Below are 25,652 nucleotides of genomic sequence, written 5' to 3'. Positions count from 1 at the left end.
CACCATTACAAACTTACAAGGTTCTCAAACCTCAAATGAGATCATCACCGAACCGAACATATCGGTCAATATGCGTAAGCCACCTAGTAATGTATAAAACACATGTCTTCATCTATTAATTGATTTTTTTCACATTCTAAATTTTTCCCTTGATGTGCCTCAACTAATAATAAATTTATTTTATAATAAAATGTTGCTTTGTACAATTCTTTTATCTGCATTTCTGACAAATAATTTTTCACATTTATAAATACCAGCAAGCGAACTCCACACAATGATTTCAGTACTTTGACATACTCCAAGAGCCGTTCAAACATATCAATTTCTTCTGTATCCAACTGAACCCCATATATTTTATAAAGATCAAGTACATCTAACTCCAGTCGAAATTGAATCGGATATGGCATTTTTAAATTTAAATCATCCAAATAATGAACAACTTTAGCATTCAATTCACATATTTCTGCATACTGCTCTTCCATCGAAACAGTTTTCAATTTCTGAAACAACTTACCCAGTATTTTCTTATTGTTAATATCTACAGAGAACGGATTCCAAACAATTTCTGCTACTTTATTCAGAGATAATATTTTTTCACCTTCTGATAAGATAATATCTCCTTCTGATCCCTGACTTTGATTATACAAATTTTGCAAAAAAGCAGAAAAATACTCTCTGTTTTCTATTGTTATCACCTGAACTTCATTTTCACGAAACTCCAGGGTCAATTCCCGTTCTCCATAGATAAATTTCATAACACTACCAGCCTTTCATCACTGTCCAGCACATCCGATTTTGATTCACCCACAATATATTCCATTCTGGAATATTGCTTTTCTGTAATCTTTAGTACCTGTACCAGACCATCATCCGGCCCGTTTTTTCGCACATTCGCAATAATAGCATCTGCCACTGTTGTATTCTGTGCAATTTTACAGTAAACAGATTCCTGCAACATTAGGAAACCGCTTTTTATCAAATACTTCCGAAATAAGCGGTAATTTTTTCTTTCTGACTCCGTGCCAACAGGCAAATCAAACATCACAAGTATTCTCATATATCGATAACTCATTTTCTATAAAACCTGATCAATGACACATCCGCATCTTCCAATGCATCAAACACACTTTTACAATATATTTTTATCGCGTTACTGATAAGTTCACATCGCTCATTGATTATCACTTCCTGATTCATCAAATTGACCAGTTCCATTTTTTGCGTGTGTTCAAACTCCACAAGTGTCATATGCGATACCAGACGATCTACAAGTGGTCGGAACGGCTCCATCAAATCAGATGCAAGATTAAACTGATTAAACATATTATCATGAAACAAGCCTAACTGTGTCAGATATCCATTTAAAACAATTTCACGATTAAAAGCAGAAAGCAAAATGCTATACCCATAGTTCAATGCTGCATTAATAAGTAAATCATCCGTCCTGGTAAATGATTTTCCGAAGAGTGCATTAAAATATACTTTTGCAGCATGTCCCTCTCTATTTGTTGCATCACCATATTCAATTTCGCTCAAATATTCCTGTAACAGCATTGCTTCATTTTTTCCAAGTTCCTGAAGCAGACATTTTTGTTGGCGTATCTTTTCAAAGACAATTTCTGTCCACACTGCTCCTTTGATATCATCAGACCATGCAGTCTGCCGTTTGATTTTCAAACTACAATCATGTGAACCATAATAGGGCATCATTTCGGCAGATGGATTTCTCTTTTCATCGCAAAATATCACTTTCACTTTTTTCTTCACCAATTCCGACAGTAACGCCGCCGTCAATGATACAGCTGTTGATTCAATCAGTAACGTGCGGATTTCTCCCAGATGGATTTTTGTTGTAGTATCTTTTCGCACCACCAGATATCCCATTTGATAATCTAATTTTGCACTCGAAGATACCACAACCGTTCTCCAGCTCATATTATATTGTCAGCAGATCAATTTCTCTGCTGAATACACCTGTAACAGATTGATCTATCAGTTTTAATTCCTGAACATTCATTACTTTCTTGTTTAGATATGTGACTCCCGACTTTTTGCCACCTTCAATAATTTTAAGTTCCACTCCTATACCGCTTTGGAAATTCAAAAATATCTGCATCAATACTTTGCATTGTTCTTCCAATGATATTTCAGCAAATTTTTCTCTTTTTTCTATAATTGTATCGCCTATGGCACCAACTTTTTTCTTAAAAATAGACTGCTGATATTTTTGTATAATAAGTTCATACACAAATTCGTTCTGCTGCTTTGAAAGAACCTGTTTCCCATTCTTATCTTTTTCTTCAAAATTGCCAGTAGAGCATGCCTTTTCTATTTTTTTAATATATAACATTGTATCCATCGGCAGACATAATTGCACAGCACTTATTAAAATAATCCGATCACCAGTTTTTCCAGCCAGATAATAATAGAATCCATTATATTTTATCAGTGAACCACTAGGAATCATTTTTTTCCTTATTATCACATCTGATACTACTTTTTCCTTATTTTCCTGCTGCAATACATTGGAAAAATATTCCACCATCTGCTCTTCCGTCAGTTTTTTTGATCCACCCAGATAAATTGGCAAAGCTTCCAGACTTCGAACCGTTTTCCCGCCAGCTTTATATTCTAGTAAAGTATATCCTGCAACTGCAATTGTGGTTACTCCACCATACTTCGTTACATCTGCCAGCCTTGGATCATTCATTTTAACCGGAATATACGCATCTGTATTACCACTTTCTGCTTTTTTTGCACTCCATATCGTAGCCTTTTGTGTGATACCACCGTGTTTTTCATATACCATTTTTGTGATCAATGGTGAATTCTTATTTAAATATTTTTTTACAAGCTGAATTGTTCCCGGATGCTCCTTTGTCTGTGCAACCCACGCGGTTTCACCATTTCGTGTCACATCCCACTCGAAAATTTTATCCATATTATAGCGATTTTCTCTGCTGTTCGGATTTTTCTTTGCTTCCTTAATAAAATTCAACGGATTGCTTGTAAATTTTACACGGTATGTATTTCCAGCTACGATATTCAAATAAGCATCATGTGCATGATGATAATTATTTACACAACGCACTTTATAACAATCAAATTTCTGCCGGAACGCAGATACTACACTTGCTTTTGAAAATACAATCTCTGAATTTGCAAATGCCTGTTCAAAAATCTGTGTAATTGCTTTTGTACCCTGGCTGGTTTCTACAAGCTGACGACCGATAAAAGCAGCTTTTTCCTCATCTGTAAACGCAGACATTCTGGTTAAGCGATTATATTTTTCCTCCGTTAAGAATCCTTTTTTACGCAGACTCTTCCAGAATGGCATCATTTTGTTGCGGATCTCCGGTTCGATTGGGAAACTGTCACTCTTATGTGCATTCTTCTCTTTTTTCACCAATACCAGATTGTTGCTGATATTATCATCTTTTATAAAATGCCTTGGGTAAATATGATCAATATCATACAAATTATCATTCATCAACTGTTCCAGTTCGATCGCTTCACCCGTATACATACATTTTCCCATCTGCAAATAATACAGATATAACTTTTTGATTCTGAACTGGCTCTCGGGAGTGTCACTTAGTTCTTCACTCCAGGTTTTTCCTTCTTTACCAAGTGCCTTATACAAATCTACAAGTTTCTTCTGTCTGGATACGGTACGTTTTCCTTTCTCGCCATCGGAACGTGTCATTTCTACAAATATACGTTTCGGCGGGCAGCCAATGATCTGCTGAACTTCATCCACAACCCGGATGGTCTGCCAAACCATACGTTTCACCGGTGCTGACAGATACATTTCATCCAAATCTTCGATTTTCCACTCACACAGCGGCTTTTCTGCGGTAGTCACCATCTCATTCAATTTGTCTTTGTATGTAAAGCGATCACTCAAAAGTTCCATCAGATTACAGTTTGTATCCCACATTGCCTGAATAAGACCTTTAATTTCTCCATCGTCTTTTGAAGCACCTTCCATAGTCAGGAACGCTTTTGATAATCTTCCCCAGCTGGAAAATTTGAATCCGAAAATTCTCTTCTTTTGTGCTTCTGTCAGTTGATTTCCATATACTTCTTCCACTTTTTCTTTCAGAAGTTTTTTACCATCACCAAATACAGTTCCCCAGAATATAATATCTTCTATCATTTTTCGATGCTCATCAGTGTGTACTGTATCACCAAACACTCCTTTAAATTTCCCAACGGAAGATAATGAGTTATGGAAACCACCATCGATACCGGAAATACAGCTATCCTTTTCCTCGCCGGAAATAACACCATTTTGAAGCAGATAATTTGTCAATCGTGTCATTGACACTTTCTTGCCATCTCCAAACAGGTCATGATAAATCTCCTGTTTTAAAGAGACCGGAATTTTTTCTCCCCTGATACGAAGATTATTCAGTTCATTTAAAACCTGAAATTTTTCATATAGCAGCGATTGCTTTGGCAATGCCTGTTCCCCTGACAAATAAGTGCAGCGTCTGACCATTCGTCCGATAAATTTTTCCGCACTCTTTTTCACATCTATTTTATCCTCAAAATTCCATGGATATATTTTTCCCGATGCTTTTCTTTCCGCCCAGACATTATATCCTTTTTTATCTTTATATTCCTGTCCCAACGGTCCCACGTAATACGGAATTTGAAACATGAATAACTTCAATATTTTTTCAGATACACTCAGCCCCGTATCATCTTTTTCCTGCAAAAATGGCAAATAAAGCTCTGCATGCTTTAAAATTGCCAGCATTTCTCTGGCATGTACCTGATTTGGGATAACACCGTTGGAAGCAGTCAGTTGTTTCGGCAGAAAACTCTCCGTTTCTATTTCCTCCAAAATATATGTAACACCTTCATCATCCTGCGGAAATTTTCCCAACACTTTTTTAATATGTTTATACAGATCTTCCTGTTTTCCGCCGCTTAATCCACGTCGAAATGTTCCATGATATTTAACACTGCCAACGTATGCACTGTAACTTTCTGACTTTGCACTTTCATTTCGAAACATTTCGAAATATTCTTTTGTATCATATTTTTTCAATATGTCTTTCAAAATTTGCAAATCTTTCTTATGTTTTTCATAAGATGCGACACGTGCAACTGACAGATATCGTTCGCCATTCATAATTCCAGACAAAACACCGCTATCATGCACTGCTTTTACAGCATAGATCATATTCATCTCAGATTCATCCAGTAACTCCTGAATCGTATTTTCCTTATCCTCATAATCAGAATCCTGAAAAGAAAATGCTATTTTTTTCTGTTCTTCATCATATTCCTTATCCGGGAACAGCTCTGACAATTTTCCTTTCAGACCACAGATCAGATTAACAAACTGGATTTCTCTTTTCTGTTTTTTACTGAGGTTCATTTCCGCAAGCAAATTTTCCACTTTTTTCTTTCTGGAATCGCTGCTTCTAAAGATTTCCTGCAATCGCTCCCCGGACACCTGTTCCGGGAAATCAAGGTCTTCATCTGTTAAGGTATCTACAAACATCTGATAGGATTCAGCTATATTACTGTTCTCTCCTTCAATTTGAAGGGAGCTATTCAGGAAATGACCTCTATGTTTAAACATATTTAACAGTGCCAGATATACCAGACGCACGTCATGTGGTTCTTCTGATTCCAACAATTCTTTTCTCAAATGAAATATTGTCGGATATTTTTTATAATATCCCGCATCAGAAAACAGTTTATCTGCAAATAAGCCGTACTTCTGCTTATTGTTTTCACTGCGATCTTCCATATGAAATTTACTTTCATCCAATCGAACAAAAAAACCAGGATCCACTTTTTCAATTTCATCCGCAAACAATTCCTTTAAAGCGCCTATTCTTGCCACTTCGCGCTGTCTGCGACGTCTGTTGACCCGATATGTTCTTCGTTCCACCGAAGTCTCTGCTGACGGAAACAGGCGCACTCCCCACAAATCTTTTCCTTTTGCTCTTAATATATGATATGAAGAATCAGTCACTGCCCAACCCAGAGAATCAGTTCCCATATCCAATCCCAGATAGTATGTAAATTTTGTTTCCATTTTTACCCCCTTCCATTCTTGACAGACAACCCCCTCCTGTGCTATTCTAATCGTACAAACTTACAAGGTGAGTGCAAATAAGGAATTATTCCGACATCGATTGCCCGCATTGTGCGGCATCCAAAAGACTTCGTCATACGAGGTCTTTTTTATTTCCCCCACCATCGTTTTATATTGTCTGTTCTTTTAAATGAATAATATAATTTGATTTTACACTATTCTTCCCGCATATACAATTGTATTTTTATACTTTACAAAAAAGGCAAAAAAAGGAGCTGAGATTTCTCTCAACTCCTTCATTTCATTACATATTCTGCTAATTAGTCAACTGCGATGATCTCTTTTTTATTGTAAGAACCGCAAGCTTTGCATACTCTGTGCGGAACCATGAGTTCGCCACATTTGCTGCATTTTACTAAAGTCGGAGCAGACATTTTCCAGTTTGCTCTTCTTCTATCTCTTCTACCTTTGGAAGATTTATTTTTTGGACAAATAGACATTTCGTTACACCTCCAATTTATCTGAATCTAAGTGAATTGTTCTGAATCACACTCAGTAGATTATACACAGAACAGCACTTCCTGTCAACAGATTTTTTGTATTTTGTGTAATAAAGTTTCAGTTCACACGCGCCATTCGCAAAACGCCCTTCGGGCTTCTCCGTAGCTACGCTCCTATTTTTGCTCATAAAAAGGCGTTCCATTCATCACTATGTATTCAGGTAATTCCTCATGCAAGCATGATCATTACCTGAATACATGTGATGAGTGAATTGAAACAATTACTTTACTAATGCTACTGTCTCTCTTGCAATTGCAAGTTCTTCGTTTGTCGGGATTACACAAACTGTTACTTTGGAATCCGGAGTGGAGATTACGATATCATCGCCTCTCTTGCTGTTTGCTTCCTCATCTACTGTAATTCCGAGGTATCCAAGGTATGCTAATACTTTAGAACGAACGATCGGCGCATTCTCACCGATTCCTGCTGTAAATGCGATCACATCTACACCATTCATTGCTGCTACATAAGAACCGATGTATTTTGCTACACGGTAGCTGAATACTTCGATAGCTGCTGTTGCGCGCTCGTTGCCGGCTTCCATACCTTCCTCAAGGTCACGGAAATCACTGGAAAGGCCGGAAATACCCTGTACACCGGATTTTTTGTTTAATACGTTCATAACGCCTGCGATATCAAGATTCTCTTTTTTAGCGATAAACTCCATGATCGCCGGATCGATATCACCGGAGCGTGTTCCCATTACAAGACCTTCCAACGGTGTAAGACCCATAGATGTATCTACACATTTGCCGTTTAATACAGCACTGATGGAAGCACCGTTTCCAAGGTGAGCAACGATGATCTTGGAATCGTTAAGATCTTTGCCAAGGAACTCAGCAACATGTTTGGATACGAAACTGTGACTTGTTCCGTGGAAACCGTATCTTCTTACTTTATATTTCTCATAGTACTCATATGGAAGTCCGTAGAGGTATGCTTTCTCCGGCATTGTCTGATGGAAAGCGGTATCAAATACACCAACCATCGGTACACCTGGCATCAGTTCCTGGCATGCATGGATACCGATTAAGTTTGCCGGATTGTGAAGTGGTGCAAGGTCATTACACTCTTCTACGGCTGCAAGCATCTCCGGTGTGATCACTGCAGAAGAAGCAAATTTCTCGCCACCGTGTACGATACGGTGTCCAACAGCATTTACTTCTGCAAGGCTTGCGATTGCACCTGTTTTCTCATTTACAAGAGCGTCAAGTACAAGCTGGATAGCTTCTTTATGTGTAGGCATCGGTGCCTCTGTAATCTCTTTGTCAAGACCTGCTTTCTGATATGTAAGTCTTCCGTCAATACCGATTCTCTCGCAAAGTCCTTTTGCAAGTACTGCCTCTGTGTCAGAGTTGATCAGCTGATATTTCAGTGATGAACTACCACAGTTGATTACTAATACGTTCATTATTTATGTTCTCCCTTCATTTTTCCTTTGACTTTTCGTCAAAATACCTGTCCTATCCATTATATCTCAATTTTTTTGTTTCGCAAGAGGTTACCAAATGGTTTTTTGTAAGTTTTTCCTCTTGCATCTGTTTTCGTACACTGGTTTTTAGTCAAAAAGACAACCCTCCTCTGTTCCCTCGCAAATATGTTTGTTTTTCTGCATATTTCATGCTATGCTTTTTGTTATAATAAAATGTAGGCTGTACGTCTGCATTGTTACAACGGTCACTTTATCCGCATGACAAACAATCAGAAAGATTCAGGAGTATCAGATACAATGAATGTCACAGGAATTATCGCAGAATATAATCCGTTTCACAACGGACATGCATTTCATATAGAAGAAACAAGAAAAAATACGGACGCCGATTACTGTATTGCTGTTATAAGCGGCAGCTTTGTCCAACGTGGAGCCCCGGCTCTGGTAAATAAATATGACCGAACAAAAATGGCACTTGAACATGGCATTGATCTTGTCATTGAACTGCCTGTAATTGCTGCCACTTCCAGTGCGGAAACGTTTGCTCAGGGAGGTGTCTGCCTGTTGGATAGCCTCGGCGTAGTATCTCATATCAGTTTTGGTGCCGAAGCAAATACAACTTCAGATATCGATATGCTGGACAAACTGGCTGATTTTTTTGCATTTGAGCCACCCGCATTTCAGAAATATCTGGATCTGGAATTAAAATCCGGATGCAGTTTTCCAGCTGCCCGGGCAAAAGCAGCTGTTCTTTGTTTGCAGCAGATGGCTTTCGATTCGATGAATACAGACACAGTTGCTCAGCTTGAACGATTGCTTGCTTCTCCGAATAATATTCTTGCCATCGAATATATGAAAGCCATTCGTCGTCAAAACCTTAAATTGACACCGTCTGTTGTTACACGAAATGGTGCAGGTTATCATGATACTGATACTGATACTGAACTTGCCAGTGCTTCTGCCCTGCGTAAGTTTATTTTTCAGGATAATTCCTGCCAGAAAGCTGATTCCAAAGTGCTGAATCAAATGTTGACGCGCACGGTTCCTGATTCCGTTCGTGAACTGCTGCTGAACGCATATAAAACCCATGCTTTTTTGCAGGAAGATGATTTTTCTGACCTGTTATATTATGAGCTTCGCCGCAACTTCCTGCGTTCAGCTTCTTCTGATCCAGATACCGAATGCAGCGATTTGGAAAAGCGTATTGCAAATAACTTGGAAACTTTCACCTGCTGGTCTGATTTTGTATCAGATTTAAAAACGAAAAACCAGACCTATACAGCCATCAGCCGTCATCTGCTACATGCCTTCCTCGGCATTGATGCAGAACTCCTGGCTGCTGCAAAGAACTGTCATTATGCACCATATGCCCGCATTCTAGGTTTTCGAAAGGATGCTTCGCCTTTATTAAAGGAATTGCAGGAGCACAGTCAGATTCCGTTGCTGCGCAAAATTGCAAAGGAACGTCAGTCACTGACACCGGAACAACAAAACCTTCTGGATCTGGATGTTTATGCCACCGATCTGTATAATCGTATTCTTTTTTCAAAAACCGGTATCCAACGAAAAAATGAATATCGTCAGCCTCTGATCATCTTATAATCTACTTTTCAAGCGGAACGCACGAGAGACTTGGTGCGTGATTCCGGTCAGCGTAAGCCGGTTGGATTGCAGAGATACACAGAATCACTGCAATCCAACATATCTTTTGCATTTTCAGCACTGTTCCGCGCATATTCCACGACGCCATTGGTTTGCCATCTTGCAGCAAATCTTGCACAATGTACAATTCCCCCTCCATTTTTGCATTATCCAGAATCATTTCCTTCATTTTTTACTCGTTATTTATTTAACATTATCATTATTTTATATTTTTTTGAATTATTTTATTTTTTCTCTTGCATTTTTCTTTCAATTTCCATATACTTTTAAACATGGTGTCAAACATTCGGCACTGAGGGGAAAATTTTCAATAATTAAGAAAGAGTTAAATCAAAGGAGTATGACACATGAACAATCAGGTACAGATCAGAAAATTTAAAAAAGTTCTGGTAGCAAATCGTGGCGAGATCGCCATCCGTGTATTCCGAGCCTTAAATGAGCTGGGAATCACAACCGTCAGCATTTATTCCAAGGAAGACCGTTATGCACTCTTCCGTTCCAAAGCAGATGAATCTTATCCGCTGAATCCGGAAAAAGGTCCGATCGATGCCTATCTCGATATTGATACGATCATCAAGATCGCGCTGGCAGCTAATGTCGATGCTATCCATCCAGGCTATGGATTTTTATCAGAGAATCCGGATTTTGTAGATGCCTGTGAGCGAAACGGCATTGTATTTATCGGACCTTCCAGCCAGATCATGAATGCAATGGGCGATAAGATTTCTTCCAAAAAAATGGCCATTGATGCGCAGGTACCGATTATTCCCGGTGTTGATTACGCGATCAAAGATATTGACACAGCAACAAAAATTGCAGCAGAAGTCGGTTTTCCGATTATGCTGAAAGCTTCCAACGGTGGTGGCGGACGCGGTATGCGTATCGTAAACACGATGGAAGATCTGGAAAAAGAGTTTAATGAAGCAAAAAATGAATCCAAGAAAGCATTCGGCGACGACAAGATTTTCATTGAGAAATACCTGCGTGCACCAAAGCATATCGAAGTACAGATTTTAGGTGATAATTACGGAAATGTCGTTCATCTGTATGACCGTGACTGTTCCGTACAACGCCGTCATCAGAAAGTGGTAGAATATGCACCTGCATTTTCTATCCCGGATGAGACCCGTCAGATTATTTTTGACTCTGCGATCCGCCTTTCCCAAGCAGTTGGCTACCGCAATGCAGGTACTCTGGAGTTCCTGGTTGATGCAGACAACAACCCATACTTTATCGAAATGAATCCTCGTATCCAGGTGGAGCATACTGTCAGCGAGGAAATCACAAATATTGATCTGGTGCAGTCTCAGATTCTGGTGGCGGAAGGTTATCCGCTTGATTCAGATGAGATCAATATCAAATCTCAGGACGATGTTCACTGCGATGGTTACTCCATCCAGACCCGTGTCACCACCGAGGATCCTGCAAATAACTTTATGCCGGATACCGGTGAGATCACTGTTTACCGTTCCGGTTCCGGAAAAGGTATCCGTCTTGATGGTGGTAATGCCTACACAGGAGCTGTCATCTCACCTTACTACGATAGCCTTCTGGTAAAAGCAATCTCCCACGACCGCACGTTTGCCGGTGCTGTTCGCAAATCGATCCGTACCTTACAGGAAATGCGTATCCGTGGCGTAAAAACAAATATTCCGTTCCTGATCAATGTACTGCATCATCCGACCTTTGTTGCCGGAAAATGTTATACAACTTTCATTGAGGAAACACCGGAGCTGTTCCAGCTCACACAGAGTCAAGACCGCGCAACCAAAATCATTGAATTCATCGGTGACCGTATTGTCAACTCCCAGAAAGGTCAGAAACCGCACTATGAAAACCGTGTGCTTCCAAAGTTGGATCAGTCTAAACCAATATACGGTGCCCGTGACGAATTTCTGAAGCTTGGTGCCGAAGGTTTTATGCAAAAAATTCTGAAAGAAGATAAATTATATGTAACAGATACTACTATGCGTGATGCACAGCAGTCTCTGATGGCGACACGAATGAGAAGCAAAGACCTGTGCGGTGCTGCCTATGCTACAAACGCATACATGCAGAATGCTTTTTCTGTCGAAGCATGGGGCGGTGCTACTTATGATACAGCATACCGTTTCTTAAAAGAATCTCCGTGGAAACGTCTGGAACTTCTCAGAAACCGTATGCCAAACACTCTGATCCAGATGCTGCTGCGTGCTTCTAATGCCGTTGGATACAGCAACTATCCGGACAATGTTGTTCAGGAATTTATTAAAATCTCCGCTTCCCATGGTATTGATGTGTTCCGTATTTTTGATAGTCTGAACTGGGTTGAAAATATGAAAATGCCGATTGATGAGGCATTAAAAACAGGTAAGATCGTTGAAGGAACCATTTGTTATACCGGCGATATCACAAGCCCGAAAGAGACAAAATACACGCTGGATTATTATGTAAATATGGCCCTTGAACTGGAATCCTTAGGATGTCATTCCATTGCCATCAAAGACATGGCAGCACTGTTAAAACCGCGTGCTGCAAAAGAGCTCGTAACTGCTCTGAAGAAAGAACTTCATGTGCCGCTCCATCTGCATACACACGATTCTACCGGAAATGGTGTGAGCACTGTTCTGATGGCCGCCGAGGCAGGTGTAGATATCGTGGATCTGGCCATTGAATCCATGTCTTCCATGACAAGTCAGCCTTCCATGAATGCGGTTGTAGAAGCTCTGCGGGGAAGCAAACGTGATACGGGTCTCGATTTTGAGGAACTGGATGAGCTCAGCCGCTACTACGGCCGCATCCGTAAAGTTTACGAGCAGTTTGAAAGTGATATGAAAGCTCCGAATGCCGAAATTTACAAATATGAAATTCCTGGTGGACAGTATTCCAACCTTTTGGCTCAGGTTACAAGCATGGGTTCTGCAGATGAATTTGAATCCATCAAAGCATTATACAAAGATGCCAATGATCTGCTTGGAAATATCGTAAAAGTTACTCCGACTTCGAAAGCTGTTGGTGATCTGGCCATCTTTATGTTTAAAAATGGCCTGACAAAAGAAAACATCCTAACTGCAGGTGCAGGACTTTCTTATCCGGATTCTGTCGTCTCCTACTTCCAGGGTATGATGGGACAGCCTTACGGCGGATTCCCGAAGGAGCTTCAGAAAATCGTTCTGAAAGACATCGAACCGCTGACAGACCGCCCGGGTAAATCTCTCCCACCGGTTGATTTTGAATCTATCAAAAAGCATCTGGTTGAGAAATATAATTATGGTGATAAATCGGAAGAAGTCATGAACCAGAAAGCGATCAGCTATGCCCTGTATCCGAAGGTTTATGAAGATTACTGCGAGCATTTCCAGATGTACAATGATGTAACCCGTCTGGAAAGTCATGTTTACTTCTACGGATTACGCAAAGGCGAAGAGACTTACCTGAATATCGGTGAAGGAAAACAGCTTCTGATCAAATATCTGGAGGAAGGTGAACCGGATGAAAATGGTGTTCGCACTCTTACGTTCCAGGTAAATGGTATGCTTCGTACTGTCAAGATCCAGGATAAGAATCTTGAGATCAAAGCTGACCGCAAGCTGAAAGCTGACAAGACAAACCCGCAGCATCTTGGTTCTTCTATCCCAGGTACAGTTGGAAAAGTTCTTGTAAAAGAAGGCGATGCCGTAACAGAAAACATGCCACTTCTCACTGTAGAGGCCATGAAAATGGAGACAACTGTTGTATCCAAGATTACCGGTACCGTCGACAAGATTTATGTTCAGCAGGGAGATACCGTATCACAGGATGATCTGTTGATATCCTTCCATATTGCGAAATAAGGTGTAACGTCCGAAAACGAAATTAGTATAAAGAAAACAACATAGCAGACACGAGCGCTTTTCTATCGTCTTGCTATGCTGTTTTCTTTTTTACATTTTTTCGTTTTCTACGTTATGGAGCCGCTAGCGCAACAGATTCTGCTTACACGCCCTTATGAATGGCATCAGCTCCATAACGCTTTTTTATTTTTGCGATCGCATCGTCTAAACTTGCCAGTTTTTTCTGTTTCTGTGCTTCTTTTTCACGCCTCAGTTCTTCCTTTTTTTCCTGCTCCTGATACCTTGCCAGATCGAACAGACTGATCTGTGTCGGTTCTTCTTCATCCTGCAATTTTGTGGTTCGGATTCCAAGCAGACGGATTGGTTCGCCATCCCAGAGTTCATCAAACAGCTGACAGGCACACTGATAGATTTCCGCTTCCTCTGCTGTCGGTGTCAATATCGTTGTCTGGTGTGATACGGAACGAAAAGATGCATATTTGATCTCCGTGCTGATCTGTGCTGCCAGAAAATGATGTTTTTTCAGGCGCACTGAGACACTGGTTGCAAGTTCTTTTAATACGGCATATGCTTCTTCTTCTGTTTCTGCATTGTTTGCCAGTGTGGTGGAATTTCCTACTCCTTTTGCTTTTGGTCTTTCTTTTACAACCTGCCCTTCATCGATGCCGTTTGCATAATTCCAGAGCATTCCACCATGGCTTTTCAGCCAGCTTTCTACTACTGCCTTATCCGTATGCGCCAAATCTCCAATGGTACGGATTCCCATTTTCTGCAACAATTTTGCACTGCTTTTTCCACACATATGTAAGGAACCAATTGGCAATGGCCAGAGTTTTTTCTGGATTTCACTTACATATAAAGTGTGAACCAGATTTGGCTTTTTGAAATCGGATGCCATTTTTGCCAATACTTTTCGGTCCGAGATTCCCACGTTTACTGTAAATCCAAAGGTGTCATATACGCTGTCTTTAATATAAGCTGCTGCTGCCTCCGGAGTCGGAAACTGACTTCGAATTGGTTCAAAAGACATATAACACTCATCGATGCTGACCTGCTCAATTTCATCACAGATACTACGCAGATGATGCATCAGTTTCTGGCTCATTTCCCGGTAATAGGTGTGATCCGGTGGAACCATCACAAGTGTCGGACACTTTTGAAATGCACTGGCAACGGTTTCCGCCGTCTGAATTCCAAAGGCTTTTGCCGGAATGGATTTTGCAACAACGATTCCGTGGCGAGTTTCCTGATCTCCGCCTACAATGGACGGAATCGTGCGCAGATCCAGTTTGCTTCCATTTTGTAATTCCCGCAATGCACTCCAGCTTAAATAGGCAGAATTTACATCAATGTGAAAAATAATAGAATTATCGTTTATTATCATAGTATCTCCCAATGCCCACTATATCCACTGCCAATATACTTAATATTATTCATCTCCTTTATATGTCGCTTTATCGTCCTTGTACTTACCTCTAATATTTTTGACATTTGTTCTGTACTTATCTTATCATCTTTCTTTATTAAATATATAATCTGTGTATCCAAATCATTTGAATTAACATCTTGAGTGACATCTTGAGTGACATCAAGTTCTAACTTTTTATCATATTCTGTTGCCTCTCCAATTAAATCTCTAATATTCATATAGATACTCACCCTCTACATTTTCTTTTTTATAACTGTGCCTTTATCCATGTCGCTAATTTTTTTCGCTTATATTTTTTAGCAAAATCAATTGGCTGCTTCCCATCAAATGTATGTAATTTTAAATCTACTGCCGGCAGCTTCATCCAAATATCATATAGTGGATGCAATTCTTCTTCTGTAAACGGCAACGCCATCATCAGTTCAATCGGAAGTACATTTTTCTCCCCTGCCTGATTAGGATCCGCACCTGCTTCAAACAGTTGTTCACAAAGTTCTGCTGTCTGCAAAACATCGTAATTTTTTCTTCGGAATAACATATGATATGGCCCATCAAAATCTCTGGTTTTCTTTTCTAAAATACAATTTTTCTTTTCCTTATTACATCTTGACAATAAAAACGAAGATATTTCATAGCAGCTTCCCATATCCGGATTAGACAGTGCATAGTATATCAGGCCTCTGTCATAAAAATACTGCATTTCATCATCTTCTCGAAATTTCTGTAAAAATTCTTCTGTTGTTCCCCACGCTGCAATCCACGCAATATCACGTTTTACTATGTGTTGTAACTTGCCTGAGGAATAAACCTTTTGAAAAAGCTTATCAGCAAATAACTCTGTATCAACAATACTTTTCTTCTTTCCGTTTTCTTTTAATGTAATTTGAGGAATTAAATCCGAAATCTGATTCAGATACCCATAGTTTTCAGGATAATTTACCAGTAGTTCGCCATTCTGTTTATGTCCACAACGATATAACTCATATTCTTTGCAGAATGATTTTACATTTGGAAGTGCTATTGTTTCAAACAATTCTGCTCCAAGATAATGCTCTGCCAAAGCGAACAGACCGTGTGCAAAAATATTAATCACTTTATTATATTTTTCATTTCCATAGCCGATATATGTAGTATTTTCTGTTACACGCTGTTCTTCTATACAAATTTGTTCTATAAGTTCCGTCAGATTTTCTGTACGTTTTTCCCACAAATCCATAAGATACTGAACAATTAAAATATCATACTTACGCTGTTTTCGTGCCAGAAACTTTTCTGCCAATACAAGTGCTTCATTCATCATCGTTTCATCTTTGTAAAATATTCCCATAAACAGATTCGGAATCGTATCATATGGGACTGCCGTGCCACAAAGGCCAAGACTATGTGGCATCGCTTTTTCCACAAATTCCCTGTCATTACAGGCTAATGCAGTTACAGATACGCCAAAGAACCTCACATGATTACATCCTCCATCTAAAGTTGCACTCGATGCAAAATGCAGGCGGTTTCCCTGATAAATTCCATAGAACATATCGGGAAAATCTCCGCTTTCACAGGACAAACAACTTCCAAGATAACTCAATTCATCCGCAGCATTCCGACATTGTTGAAACAATGTTTCCTGAAATCGAAACGGCTCTGTAAATTCTGGAAGCAATTCAGATTCTTTTTCCTCTATTGAATATATAGACAACATTTTCTTTAACTGTTTTGCTATCTCCTTGCACTGTGTCATAGTTTCTCTCTCCTATTTCCTAAGGCGGACATTCGCAATCCGCTTTCACTACTTGCTCATGAACCCAGCTGCTTTGCGACCTGCGTTCAGATAACGATTTTCTTCCTCAGATAAGTTCACTGTAAATGCACGCAGATTTTCTTCCAGTCGGAATGCCCTTGTTGTACTCACAAGCACATATATATTCAAATCCTGTCGGAACATCCAGGCAAGTGCAATCTGTGACACGGTGCAGCCTTTTTTCTCTGCCAGTTCTTCACAACGTGCCAGACGTTCAAAATTATCATGGCAGACATAGCCTTTCACGCAAAATGAATCTAATATTTCTGCCGCCTGTACTTCCTGACTGCTTTTGATCCTGCCTGCCATTAACCCACGCGCCAGACTGGAATACGCGATGATTGGCATCTGATTCTCCTGATACCAGTTTCGGGCCGCTTGGTTCTGTTTTCCGGTTATGGTTACACAGCTACCGCCCCATGGGTCAGCTACCTGCTCTGCCAGTCCAAAATGAGGACTTGAAATAGAAAATCCCTGAAGCTGATGCTCTTTTGCATAACGATTTGCTTCTTCAATTCTCTCATGTGTCCAGTTTGATACTCCAAACACCTTGATTTTTCCAGTTTTTTGCAGTTTATTTAATGTATCAATCATCTCACTGACTGGTGTCTTTGGATCATCACGATGTAAAAGATAGATGTCGATGTAGTCTGTCTGTAATGCCTGTAAGCTCTCAACCAGTTCTGTCTCGATCACCTTTCGATTTACGCACACCGAACCGTCTGAATCACAATTTCCACATTTACTGATCACCACTACCTGTTCACGATTGTTGCGTCGCTTCATCCAGCCGCCAAGTGATTCTTCTGCCCGTCCATAGCCTCTTGCTGTATCAAATGTATTCATTCCTTTTGCAAACGCTGCATCTAATAGCTCATCTGCATTTTTTCCTTCTATCATCGGACCGATGGCTGTGCCAAAGATCATGCGTGAAACTGGTTTTTCCAGTCCTGGTATTTTGCCATATCTGCATAGTTTGCCACTTTCATAAATATCGTTCCCCATACTATCCCTCTTTTTTTTCAGACTAGTGTTTCCCCTATTATAGTTACAGTTCACACGCGCCATTCGCAAAACGCCCTTTTGGGCTTCTCCGTAGCTATCGCTACTGTTTTTGCTCATAAAAAGGAGCTCCCTTCATCACTATGTATCCAGGTAATTCCTCATGCAAGCATGATCATTACCTGAATACATGTGATGCGTGAACTGTAACCCATTGTAACATATTATCTTTTTTCATTCCATTCTTATCTTGACATATATAGATGTTCGATATATATTATATATAGATAATCTATATAGTAAAATATGAGTTCTGGTTCATTTAGATAAAGTTCCATAAGCAATTACAAATGGAGATACTTTTAACTAAATACCGATACCCATCTATTTCAAAGGAGGATTCACTTATGGCAGTAGACAAAAGTCTGATTTCCGGAAGCACTACAATGCTGATTTTACGGCTTTTGGAAGAAAAAGACATGTACGGTTACGAAATGATTGAAACATTACAGGAAAAATCCCAGAATGTATTTCAGTTGAAGGCAGGCACTCTTTACCCGCTGCTTCACTCTCTGGAAGAAAAAGGCTATGTTTCTTCTTACGAAGATTCCATCGGCCAAAAAACACGAAAATATTATTCGTTGACAAAAAATGGAAAAAATTTTCTCTCTCAGAAAAAAGAAGAATGGAAAGAATATTCTTCGGCTGTTGCTAATATCCTGACAGCTGATCGAAATACCATCTTTCCAGTATTGAAACCACAGATGGAGGGCTAGGTATGAGCAAAAAACGATATATGGAACTGCTGCTGGAGCAGATTCGAAACAAACGTGCAAAAGAACTGGTAGCGCATGAAATCACCTCTCACATCGAAGATCAGGAAGAGGCCTACCGCGCTCAGGGACTGACGGCTTATGATGCGGAACGCAGAGCTGTGCTGGATATGGGTGATCCAGTAGAAACAGGAGTGTCACTTGACGCCGTTCACAAACCGAAAATGTCCTGGAGTATGGTCATTCTGACAGCCATGATCTCCCTGCTTGGAGTGTTTACGATTGGAATGATATGCAAGGGAACTTCGGATTTTACAACTATTTCACTGTTAAGAAAACAGATTATTTATCTGATGATCGGATTTGGAATCATGCTTTTTATCTGTAAAACAGATTACAGTCGGATTTTTCAACACTCTGGTGTACTGGCCATCCTTTATCTTGTATTTCTTATCTTGCAGGATATGCAATTTGTACGCCTCTTTTCCAATGCGGTAACAATTCCTTATCTGCTCAGTATCCCCATTTTTTGCGGATTACTGTACAAATTTCGAAAACGAAGCTGGTATCATCTGCTGATTCCTGTTGGATTTATGCTTGCATCTATCCTGCTAATGCGTTACCAATGGTTCTTTGCATCTTATAAACTGGTTCTTGCATTTATAAGTGCCGTACTTGTTACTGTGGTAATTTGTAACAATTGGTATCCGGTTCACAAAAGAATCGTTTTACCAATACTCTGGAGTTGCGTAGTTGGCATTCCGACACTTTCCTTACTGGTACCGTACAAATTTCAAAATCTGTTCCCACCGTATGTTTCTGCCCGCATTTCCAACTGGATCTATCCGTTTTCCGTTGAAAATGCAAATCAGTCTATGGTACATGAAGCAATGACAAGAAGTGCTTTGTTTGGGCACAGTACGACTTTAATCATGGATCTGAATTCCCTGATCAGTGATTACATGGTCGTAAATGTAACATCACGATATGGTATCATTCCAGCTTGTATTCTTGCTGTTTTATTTATTGTATTCTGTATTCGTCTGTTTTATCTGGCTTTAAACCAGAAAAATCAACTTGGTATGATTGTTGGACTTGGATGCAGTCTGGTTTTGACCGTAGAAGTTTTCAAATATTTTCTTATGAACCTTGGTTTCATTCCAATGACATACGGATTTCTCCCACTATTTTCCTATGGTGGAAGCGTTACGATCATTTCCTATATATTTGTTGGTATTTTGCTGAGTATCTACCGAAATCAGAATCTCATTGATGAAACCAGACAGAAACACTTGCGTATTCATTTTACAATTGAACAGGAATGACTTATAACGCAAGAAAGTACTTTTAATAAAAACATCCGACAGATTTCCAGATGCACCTTTGATGTATCTGACCTCTGCCGGATATTTCATTTTTATTCTATTTTTGCTCTATCATTCAAGTCGAACGCACGTGAGATTTAGTGATGGAACAGACGGATACCTGTAAAGCACATTGCCATATTGTATTTGTTGCAGGTATCAATGACATGATCATCACGAATGGATCCGCCCGGCTCAGCCACATATTTTACGCCGCTCTTGTGTGCACGCTCAATATTGTCACCAAATGGGAAGAATGCGTCAGATCCCAGTGCAACGTCTGTATTTTTATCCAGCCATGCGCGTTTCTCCTCTGCTGTAAATACAGGTGGTTTTACTTTAAAGATATTCTCCCATGCGCCATCTGCAAGCACATCCATGTACTCATCTCCGATGTAAAGATCGATCGCATTGTCACGGTCTGCACGTTTGATGCCATCTACAAACTGAAGATTTAATACCTGTGGAGCCTGACGAAGGAACCAGTTATCTGCTTTCTGTCCTGCCAGACGTGTACAATGGATTCTGGACTGCTGTCCTGCACCGATTCCGATGGCCTGACCACCTTTTGCATAACATACAGAGTTGGACTGTGTATATTTCAGTGTGATCAGCGAAATGATCAGGTCGATTTTAGCAGAATCCGGAATTTCTTTATTCTCTGTCACAATATTTCCAAGGAAATCGCGGTCGATTTTCAGCTCATTTCTTCCCTGCTCAAAAGTCACACCAAATACCTGTTTGTGCTCAATCGGGTCCGGAACATAGTTTGGATCGATTTCGATAACGTTATATTTACCACCTTTTTTTGCTTTCAGGATTTCCAGTGCTTCCGGCTCGTAACCCGGAGCGATCACACCATCGGAAACTTCACGTTTGATGATTTTTGCTGTACTTGCATCGCAAACATCAGACAGAGAAATAAAATCACCGAAAGAAGACATACGGTCTGCACCTCTGGCTCTTGCATAAGCACTTGCCAGCGGAGAAAGTTCACCAAGATCATCTACCCAGTAGATTTTGCTCTCTGTCTCTGTCAAAGGAAGTCCTACTGCTGCGCCAGCCGGAGATACGTGTTTGAAAGATGTTGCTGCCGGAAGTCCGGTTGCTGCTTTCAACTCACGTACTAACTGCCAGCCGTTGAACGCATCCAGGAAGTTGATGTATCCCGGTTTTCCGTTTAATACTTTGATTGGCAGATCTGCACCGTTCTCCATATAAATACGGGATGGTTTCTGATTTGGGTTACAGCCATATTTTAACTCTAATTCGTTCATTCTGATTCCTCCGATAACTATGTGTTCACACAAACGTTTTTATCAAATATCTGCATGACTTGCCGTGTTTTTATTTCAACAAAAAATAATGTCGATAAAAATTAATCCTGATGTTTGTTTACGATACGTGTCTCATAAGTACCGTCTGCAATGTTGATATAACGTACAAACAGGGAAACTTTATTATCTACATTTAAACTCTCCCATAAAAGCTTTGTATACTCATCAATATTATCCACAACATCTATCAGCTCCGGCTCTCCTTCAAAGCTTGGAAGCGGATTGCCATCGTTCATATAAGTATGGATGAAACGTGCCTCACCTGCAGCCGGTGTCTCATAAGCGAATGTATAACGGTTACATCCATCCGGATTGCCATTGTTGCTCTTTAAAATAGACATTGCATAACTGAATTTTCCGTTTTCCACATGCATGATACCGGAAATACGCGGTGTGTAGTTCGGACCGTCCGGCTCAAACTCACGGCAGCGTAAAGACTGCTCAAATGTCATCTGGCGATCCATCTGATCATAAATGGTATCTGTCTGATCTCCGTTTGTTACAATTGTTTTATTTCCCAATACACGAACCGGTGCGTAGATAATAAGACTCGGATCTTCCAATTTAGACGGATCGTATGCCTGTGTGCGGATGCCTTCACCATCCTCTACAAATACACGGTTTCTGCTGTTTTCACTTCTTCCCATGATAAAGTACGCGGTAACGGCTTTACTTCCATCGGATGTTCTGCCGATGATAATGCCTCTTCCCGGGTAAGAATTCTCCTGTAACTGCTTTGCAATAGAACGCATTTCCATATCATGTCCTCCTTCGTGTGGTACCCCTTGTCATGGTTAATTATTATAGAATCATTCACCGTTCTTTTTTGATTTCTTTTTTGATAAAAATGAATCCTGCTGTGAATTTTTCTCATCTATTCAAAGTGTAACATGCCAAATATATTTTTACAACCACCGATTCTTATTAATACCATTAATTTATTTACTTATTTTTATTAGATTTATTAATATATCTTTTTTCAAAAATCCCCACAGCCGGTTATACTGTGGGGATAATAGATACATGTGACAAGTGAACTGTACGGTTAATTTTTGAAGCTGTGGATTGGAGCCGGAATACGTCCCTGACGATTTACAAAGTTTGCGCAGGAATACTGGTTTACCGGCATGATCGGTGCATAGCCTAACAGGCCACCAAACTCTACCATCTCGCCAACACCTTTTCCGATAACCGGAATCAGACGAACCGCTGTGGTTTTCTGATTTACCATACCGATTGCCATCTCATCGGCAATAATACCGGAAATTGTTGTAGCCGGTGTATCTCCAGGAATAGCGATCATATCCAGACCTACGGAGCATACACAAGTCATCGCCTCTAATTTTTCTAAAGTCAGTGCATTTGCTTTTACGGCATCGATCATTCCCTGATCTTCACTGACTGGGATAAAAGCACCACTTAATCCACCAACATAGGAAGATGCCATGATACCACCTTTTTTCACCTGATCGTTCAGCATAGCTAATGCTGCCGTTGTACCCGGTGCTCCGGCGTACTCCAGACCGATCTCCTCAAGGATTTCCGCTACACTGTCACCAACTGCCGGTGTCGGAGCCAGAGACAGATCAATGATTCCAAACGGAATACCAAGCATTTTGGAAGCTTCTTTTGCTACCAGCTGACCGACACGGGTAATCTTGAATGCGGTCTTTTTGATTGTCTCACACAGTACCTCGAAGCTCTCGCCTCTTACTTTTTCCAGTGCAGTCTTTACAACACCAGGTCCGCTGACACCCACATTGATGATGGCATCTGCTTCTGTCACACCGTGGAACGCACCTGCCATAAATGGATTGTCATCCGGTGCATTACAGAATACTACCAGTTTTGCACAGCCAAGAGAATCTGCATCTTTTGTATATTCTGCTGTCTCTTTGACGATTTCACCCATAAGACGTACAGCATCCATATTGATACCTGTCTTGGTAGAACCAAGGTTTACAGAGCTGCAGACGCGCTCCGTGCAGGCAAGTGCCTGTGGAATGGAACGGATCAGCAGTTCATCCGCAGTTGTCATACCTTTGCTTACCAATGCGGAATATCCGCCAATGAAGTTGACACCTACTTCTGCTGCCACACGGTCTAAGGTCTGTGCGATCGTCACATAATCTTCCGGCTTTTTGCAGGCAGCTGCACCGATCATAGCGATCGGAGTTACAGAAATTCGTTTGTTTACAATCGGAATACTGTAACGGTTTTCGATTGTTTTTCCTGTTTTTACAAGATCTTTCGCCAGCGTAGTGATTTTATTATAAATATTCTGATTTACTTTATCCAGATCAGAATCAATACAGTCTAATAAACTGATTCCCAGTGTAATGGTACGAACATCCAGGTTTTCCTGCTCGATCATCTTGTTCGTCTCATTTACTTCAAACATATTTATCATTGGTCGTAATCTCCTTTTCCAGTATTTTCTTAGATGCGGTGCATCATATCAAAAATTTCTTCTCTCTGGCATCTGATCTTTACGCCAATTTCTTCGCCAAGCTGCTCTAATTCTTTTACGCAGTCTGCAAATGGTTTTGCTGAGCTGCTCATATCCACGATCATCATCATATTAAAGAAATCCTGTACAATTGTCTGGGAAATATCCAGTACGTTGATACTGTTACTTGCAAGGTAGGTGCATACTTTTGCAATAATACCTACGGTGTCTTTTCCTACTACTGTGATAATTGTTTTGTCTGTTGTCTTTTCCATTGTGTTCTCGCGCATATGCGCTCTCCTCTCTCAAAATTACGGTCACAAAAAGATTATTATCTCGTGATTTCATCACTCAATAATTTCGCCGTTCGTCAAGTGTGAGCAAGCTCCCTCTGACTCTCTTGCGCTCATTATATCCTGACTAATTCAGAAACCTCATCCCGCTTGGCAACTACCATCGGAAAATCACTTCCCTTGTAGGGATTTTCTCCCATAGTCACTTCCATACGGACGGTCTCCCATGCAAGCTGCGGATAATTATTCTCTTTGCTCAAATGACCTAAAATCACTTTTTTAAACCCGTCATGCAATACTTTGCCAAGCAGCTGCCCGGACAGGTCATTGGACAAATGTCCCCGGTCTCCAAGGATTCTCCGTTTTAACTGATACGGATACGTTCCTGCCTGCAACATATGTACATCATGATTGGCTTCTAACAATAATACATCCAATCCCTGCAATTTGTCTACAATATAATTATCATATTTTCCTAGATCTGTGATAATTCCCATGGATTTATCGCCCTGATACATCATATATGCCACCGGTTCTGCCGCATCATGGGACGTCGGTACCGGGGAAATCCTCATATCCCCGATGGTAAAATCCTCCTCCGGATGAATCACACGAAACAGGGATTCATCCACTTTTCCGATGGCTGATTTTTCTTTTATGGCATCAATAGTTCCCTGTGTGGCATACATGGGAAGTCCATATTTCCTTGCCAGGACTCCAAGACTTTTGATGTGATCAGAATGCTCATGCGTTACAAGAATCCCGTCCATCTCTGCCGTTTTCAGTCCGATCTCATTGAGTCCGGCTTCAATCCGTTTGCCGCTGATTCCGGCATCCACAAGGACATGACAGTGATCCGTACCTGCATAAATACAGTTTCCACTGCTGCCGCTTGCTATACTACATAATTCCATTTATTCCTCCGTTGTCTGACGCTTCTGTACTTTTTCTACCTGGCGTGCTTTCATTAATGCATCAATCTGGCTGAATGCATCTTCCGGCAGATGATTGTTATCGATTTCTTCTCTGCATACTTCCCGATAAGTACTCTCTGAAAGCTGGCTGGCAAAAATATTGTCAATTTTTTCATCGGAATACCCACGATTTAACTTCAATCGTTCTCTCCGATTTTTCTCAGAAGTATAAATATACCACAGTTCGTCACAAATTTCATCATAATGTTCTTCGATCAGAAGAGCAGCTTCCAAAATCAGCACTTTATTCTTCTGTTCCGCACGCTCCCGGTTCATTTCATCAATAACATACTGCTTTACCGCCGGATGTACGATATTATTTAGTGCAAGCCGTTTCTCCTCATCGGAAAACAAGACCTGTGCCATCCTTTTTCGGTCAATCTGTCCATCTGCTTCAAATACCTGATCCTTTGCAAACAATTCCTGTAACTTCCGATAACAGTCTCTGCCCGGCTCCATCACATCATGGGCGATTTCATCTGCCAGCATGACACGGCATGGATAATTGCTTTCAAGGTAGCTCAGAATTGCTGTTTTTCCGGCGCCGACACCGCCTGTAATTCCTATAAAATGCATATCATTGTATGTTAATTCAGAGTTGTCATATCTGTTTTGATACAGCAACTCTGAATATTTCCTTTCTGAAAAAATGATTTCTTGACATTTATGACAAATGCACGTGAAACCTGGTGCGTGATTCTGCGCAAC

Annotated in this window: 20 protein-coding genes; 4 read left to right on the top strand and 16 right to left on the bottom strand. The window is 40.4% G+C overall.

The annotated features are described in order from the left end of the window. Positions 1-83: 83 nt before the first annotated feature. The 6 genes from csn2 to HMPREF0373_RS01055 form a co-directional block, all read right to left on the bottom strand. Positions 84-755, bottom strand: a complete 672-nt coding sequence (csn2, locus tag HMPREF0373_RS01080; protein ID WP_021737689.1) for a type II-A CRISPR-associated protein Csn2 — start codon at positions 753-755, stop codon at positions 84-86. Further along, positions 752-1,057: a CRISPR-associated endonuclease Cas2 gene (gene cas2 / locus HMPREF0373_RS01075; RefSeq protein WP_044962524.1), complete on the bottom strand. Its 306-nt coding sequence runs from the start codon at positions 1,055-1,057 to the stop codon at positions 752-754. Before cas2 ends, csn2 begins: the two co-directional genes overlap by 4 nt. Positions 1,058-1,068: 11 nt before the next feature. Further along, the gene (gene cas1 / locus HMPREF0373_RS01070) at positions 1,069-1,935 is read right to left on the bottom strand and encodes a type II CRISPR-associated endonuclease Cas1 (RefSeq protein WP_021737687.1); all 867 of its coding nucleotides are present in this window, start codon (positions 1,933-1,935) and stop codon (positions 1,069-1,071) included. A gap of 1 nt (position 1,936) precedes the next feature. Then, positions 1,937-6,061 carry a type II CRISPR RNA-guided endonuclease Cas9 gene (cas9, locus tag HMPREF0373_RS01065; RefSeq protein WP_021737686.1) on the bottom strand — a complete coding sequence of 1,375 codons (4,125 nt, stop codon included), beginning with the start codon at positions 6,059-6,061 and terminating at the stop codon, positions 1,937-1,939. A gap of 320 nt (positions 6,062-6,381) precedes the next feature. Then, a complete protein-coding gene (gene rpmF / locus HMPREF0373_RS01060; protein WP_021737685.1) occupies positions 6,382-6,561 on the bottom strand; it encodes a 50S ribosomal protein L32 in 180 nt (59 codons plus the stop codon). A 281-nt stretch (positions 6,562-6,842) separates the two neighbouring features. Beyond that, positions 6,843-8,033: an acetate/propionate family kinase gene (locus HMPREF0373_RS01055; protein ID WP_021737684.1), complete on the bottom strand. Its 1,191-nt coding sequence runs from the start codon at positions 8,031-8,033 to the stop codon at positions 6,843-6,845. Between the two features lie 318 nt (positions 8,034-8,351). Here HMPREF0373_RS01055 and HMPREF0373_RS01050 point away from each other — a divergent pair, with 318 nt between their 5' ends. Continuing rightward, positions 8,352-9,656: a tRNA(Met) cytidine acetate ligase gene (locus HMPREF0373_RS01050; RefSeq protein ID WP_044962523.1), complete on the top strand. Its 1,305-nt coding sequence runs from the start codon at positions 8,352-8,354 to the stop codon at positions 9,654-9,656. A gap of 407 nt (positions 9,657-10,063) precedes the next feature. Beyond that, complete coding sequence (locus HMPREF0373_RS01040) at positions 10,064-13,528, top strand: pyruvate carboxylase (RefSeq protein WP_021737681.1); 3,465 nt, start codon at positions 10,064-10,066, stop codon at positions 13,526-13,528. 142 nt (positions 13,529-13,670) lie between these two features. On the opposite strand, the gene HMPREF0373_RS01035 is transcribed toward HMPREF0373_RS01040, so the two are convergent. Genes HMPREF0373_RS01035 through HMPREF0373_RS01020 form a run of 4 tightly spaced genes read right to left on the bottom strand, consistent with a single transcriptional unit; the run spans position 13,671 to position 17,757 of the window. Further along, positions 13,671-14,912, bottom strand: a complete 1,242-nt coding sequence (locus HMPREF0373_RS01035; RefSeq protein ID WP_021737680.1) for a DNA polymerase Y family protein — start codon at positions 14,910-14,912, stop codon at positions 13,671-13,673. Beyond that, positions 14,909-15,175: an HTH domain-containing protein gene (locus tag HMPREF0373_RS01030; RefSeq protein ID WP_021737679.1), complete on the bottom strand. Its 267-nt coding sequence runs from the start codon at positions 15,173-15,175 to the stop codon at positions 14,909-14,911. The genes HMPREF0373_RS01035 and HMPREF0373_RS01030 overlap by 4 nt, the downstream gene beginning before the upstream one ends. A 29-nt stretch (positions 15,176-15,204) precedes the next feature. Further along, positions 15,205-16,692, bottom strand: coding sequence for a hypothetical protein (locus HMPREF0373_RS01025; RefSeq protein ID WP_021737678.1), 1,488 nt, complete (start codon positions 16,690-16,692; stop codon positions 15,205-15,207). Positions 16,693-16,740: 48 nt separating this feature from the next. Continuing rightward, on the bottom strand, positions 16,741-17,757 hold the full coding sequence (locus tag HMPREF0373_RS01020; RefSeq protein WP_044962522.1) for an aldo/keto reductase: 1,017 nt from the start codon (positions 17,755-17,757) through the stop codon (positions 16,741-16,743). Positions 17,758-18,161: 404 nt separating this feature from the next. Here HMPREF0373_RS01020 and HMPREF0373_RS01015 point away from each other — a divergent pair, with 404 nt between their 5' ends. Further along, on the top strand, positions 18,162-18,530 hold the full coding sequence (locus tag HMPREF0373_RS01015) for a PadR family transcriptional regulator (RefSeq protein ID WP_044962521.1): 369 nt from the start codon (positions 18,162-18,164) through the stop codon (positions 18,528-18,530). Between the two features lie 2 nt (positions 18,531-18,532). Continuing rightward, positions 18,533-19,852 (top strand): FtsW/RodA/SpoVE family cell cycle protein, encoded by a 1,320-nt coding sequence (locus tag HMPREF0373_RS01010; protein ID WP_021737675.1) that lies wholly within the window; start codon positions 18,533-18,535, stop codon positions 19,850-19,852. Between the two features lie 137 nt (positions 19,853-19,989). On the opposite strand, the gene HMPREF0373_RS01005 is transcribed toward HMPREF0373_RS01010, so the two are convergent. The 6 genes from HMPREF0373_RS01005 to coaE all read right to left on the bottom strand — a co-directional run bounded on the left by HMPREF0373_RS01005 (position 19,990) and on the right by coaE (position 25,568). After that, entirely contained in the window at positions 19,990-21,168 is a 1,179-nt protein-coding gene (locus tag HMPREF0373_RS01005; protein ID WP_021737674.1) for a phosphoribosylaminoimidazolecarboxamide formyltransferase, read from the bottom strand. Positions 21,169-21,269: 101 nt separating this feature from the next. Then, positions 21,270-21,986, bottom strand: a complete 717-nt coding sequence (locus HMPREF0373_RS01000; RefSeq protein ID WP_021737673.1) for an IMP cyclohydrolase — start codon at positions 21,984-21,986, stop codon at positions 21,270-21,272. Positions 21,987-22,273: 287 nt separating this feature from the next. Beyond that, a complete protein-coding gene (locus HMPREF0373_RS00995; protein ID WP_021737672.1) occupies positions 22,274-23,638 on the bottom strand; it encodes a PFL family protein in 1,365 nt (454 codons plus the stop codon). A 29-nt stretch (positions 23,639-23,667) separates the two neighbouring features. Beyond that, positions 23,668-23,967: an ACT domain-containing protein gene (locus tag HMPREF0373_RS00990; RefSeq protein WP_021737671.1), complete on the bottom strand. Its 300-nt coding sequence runs from the start codon at positions 23,965-23,967 to the stop codon at positions 23,668-23,670. A gap of 119 nt (positions 23,968-24,086) precedes the next feature. Further along, positions 24,087-24,884: an MBL fold metallo-hydrolase gene (locus HMPREF0373_RS00985; protein WP_021737670.1), complete on the bottom strand. Its 798-nt coding sequence runs from the start codon at positions 24,882-24,884 to the stop codon at positions 24,087-24,089. Next, positions 24,885-25,568, bottom strand: a complete 684-nt coding sequence (gene coaE, locus HMPREF0373_RS00980) for a dephospho-CoA kinase (RefSeq protein WP_341348887.1) — start codon at positions 25,566-25,568, stop codon at positions 24,885-24,887. It abuts the gene before it with no gap. Positions 25,569-25,652: the final 84 nt, after the last annotated feature.

The sequence above is a fragment of the Eubacterium ramulus ATCC 29099 genome (assembly GCF_000469345.1).
Taxonomy (GTDB): domain Bacteria; phylum Bacillota; class Clostridia; order Lachnospirales; family Lachnospiraceae; genus Eubacterium_I; species Eubacterium_I ramulus.
This window is presented reverse-complemented; position numbering and strand designations above follow the sequence as displayed.

Excerpts from the sequence above, each read along its gene's own strand:
- csn2 (WP_021737689.1), bottom strand. The coding sequence starts at position 755 with ATGAAATTTATCTATGGAGAACGGGAATTGACCCTGGAGTTTCGTGAA.
- cas2 (WP_044962524.1), bottom strand. The coding sequence starts at position 1,057 with ATGAGAATACTTGTGATGTTTGATTTGCCTGTTGGCACGGAGTCAGAA.
- cas1 (WP_021737687.1), bottom strand. The coding sequence starts at position 1,935 with ATGAGCTGGAGAACGGTTGTGGTATCTTCGAGTGCAAAATTAGATTAT.
- cas9 (WP_021737686.1), bottom strand. The coding sequence starts at position 6,061 with ATGGAAACAAAATTTACATACTATCTGGGATTGGATATGGGAACTGAT.
- rpmF (WP_021737685.1), bottom strand. The coding sequence starts at position 6,561 with ATGTCTATTTGTCCAAAAAATAAATCTTCCAAAGGTAGAAGAGATAGA.
- HMPREF0373_RS01055 (WP_021737684.1), bottom strand. The coding sequence starts at position 8,033 with ATGAACGTATTAGTAATCAACTGTGGTAGTTCATCACTGAAATATCAG.
- HMPREF0373_RS01050 (WP_044962523.1), top strand. The coding sequence starts at position 8,352 with ATGAATGTCACAGGAATTATCGCAGAATATAATCCGTTTCACAACGGA.
- HMPREF0373_RS01040 (WP_021737681.1), top strand. The coding sequence starts at position 10,064 with ATGAACAATCAGGTACAGATCAGAAAATTTAAAAAAGTTCTGGTAGCA.
- HMPREF0373_RS01035 (WP_021737680.1), bottom strand. The coding sequence starts at position 14,912 with ATGATAATAAACGATAATTCTATTATTTTTCACATTGATGTAAATTCT.
- HMPREF0373_RS01030 (WP_021737679.1), bottom strand. The coding sequence starts at position 15,175 with ATGAATATTAGAGATTTAATTGGAGAGGCAACAGAATATGATAAAAAG.
- HMPREF0373_RS01025 (WP_021737678.1), bottom strand. The coding sequence starts at position 16,692 with ATGACACAGTGCAAGGAGATAGCAAAACAGTTAAAGAAAATGTTGTCT.
- HMPREF0373_RS01020 (WP_044962522.1), bottom strand. The coding sequence starts at position 17,757 with ATGGGGAACGATATTTATGAAAGTGGCAAACTATGCAGATATGGCAAA.
- HMPREF0373_RS01015 (WP_044962521.1), top strand. The coding sequence starts at position 18,162 with ATGGCAGTAGACAAAAGTCTGATTTCCGGAAGCACTACAATGCTGATT.
- HMPREF0373_RS01010 (WP_021737675.1), top strand. The coding sequence starts at position 18,533 with ATGAGCAAAAAACGATATATGGAACTGCTGCTGGAGCAGATTCGAAAC.
- HMPREF0373_RS01005 (WP_021737674.1), bottom strand. The coding sequence starts at position 21,168 with ATGAACGAATTAGAGTTAAAATATGGCTGTAACCCAAATCAGAAACCA.
- HMPREF0373_RS01000 (WP_021737673.1), bottom strand. The coding sequence starts at position 21,986 with ATGGAAATGCGTTCTATTGCAAAGCAGTTACAGGAGAATTCTTACCCG.
- HMPREF0373_RS00995 (WP_021737672.1), bottom strand. The coding sequence starts at position 23,638 with ATGATAAATATGTTTGAAGTAAATGAGACGAACAAGATGATCGAGCAG.
- HMPREF0373_RS00990 (WP_021737671.1), bottom strand. The coding sequence starts at position 23,967 with ATGCGCGAGAACACAATGGAAAAGACAACAGACAAAACAATTATCACA.
- HMPREF0373_RS00985 (WP_021737670.1), bottom strand. The coding sequence starts at position 24,884 with ATGGAATTATGTAGTATAGCAAGCGGCAGCAGTGGAAACTGTATTTAT.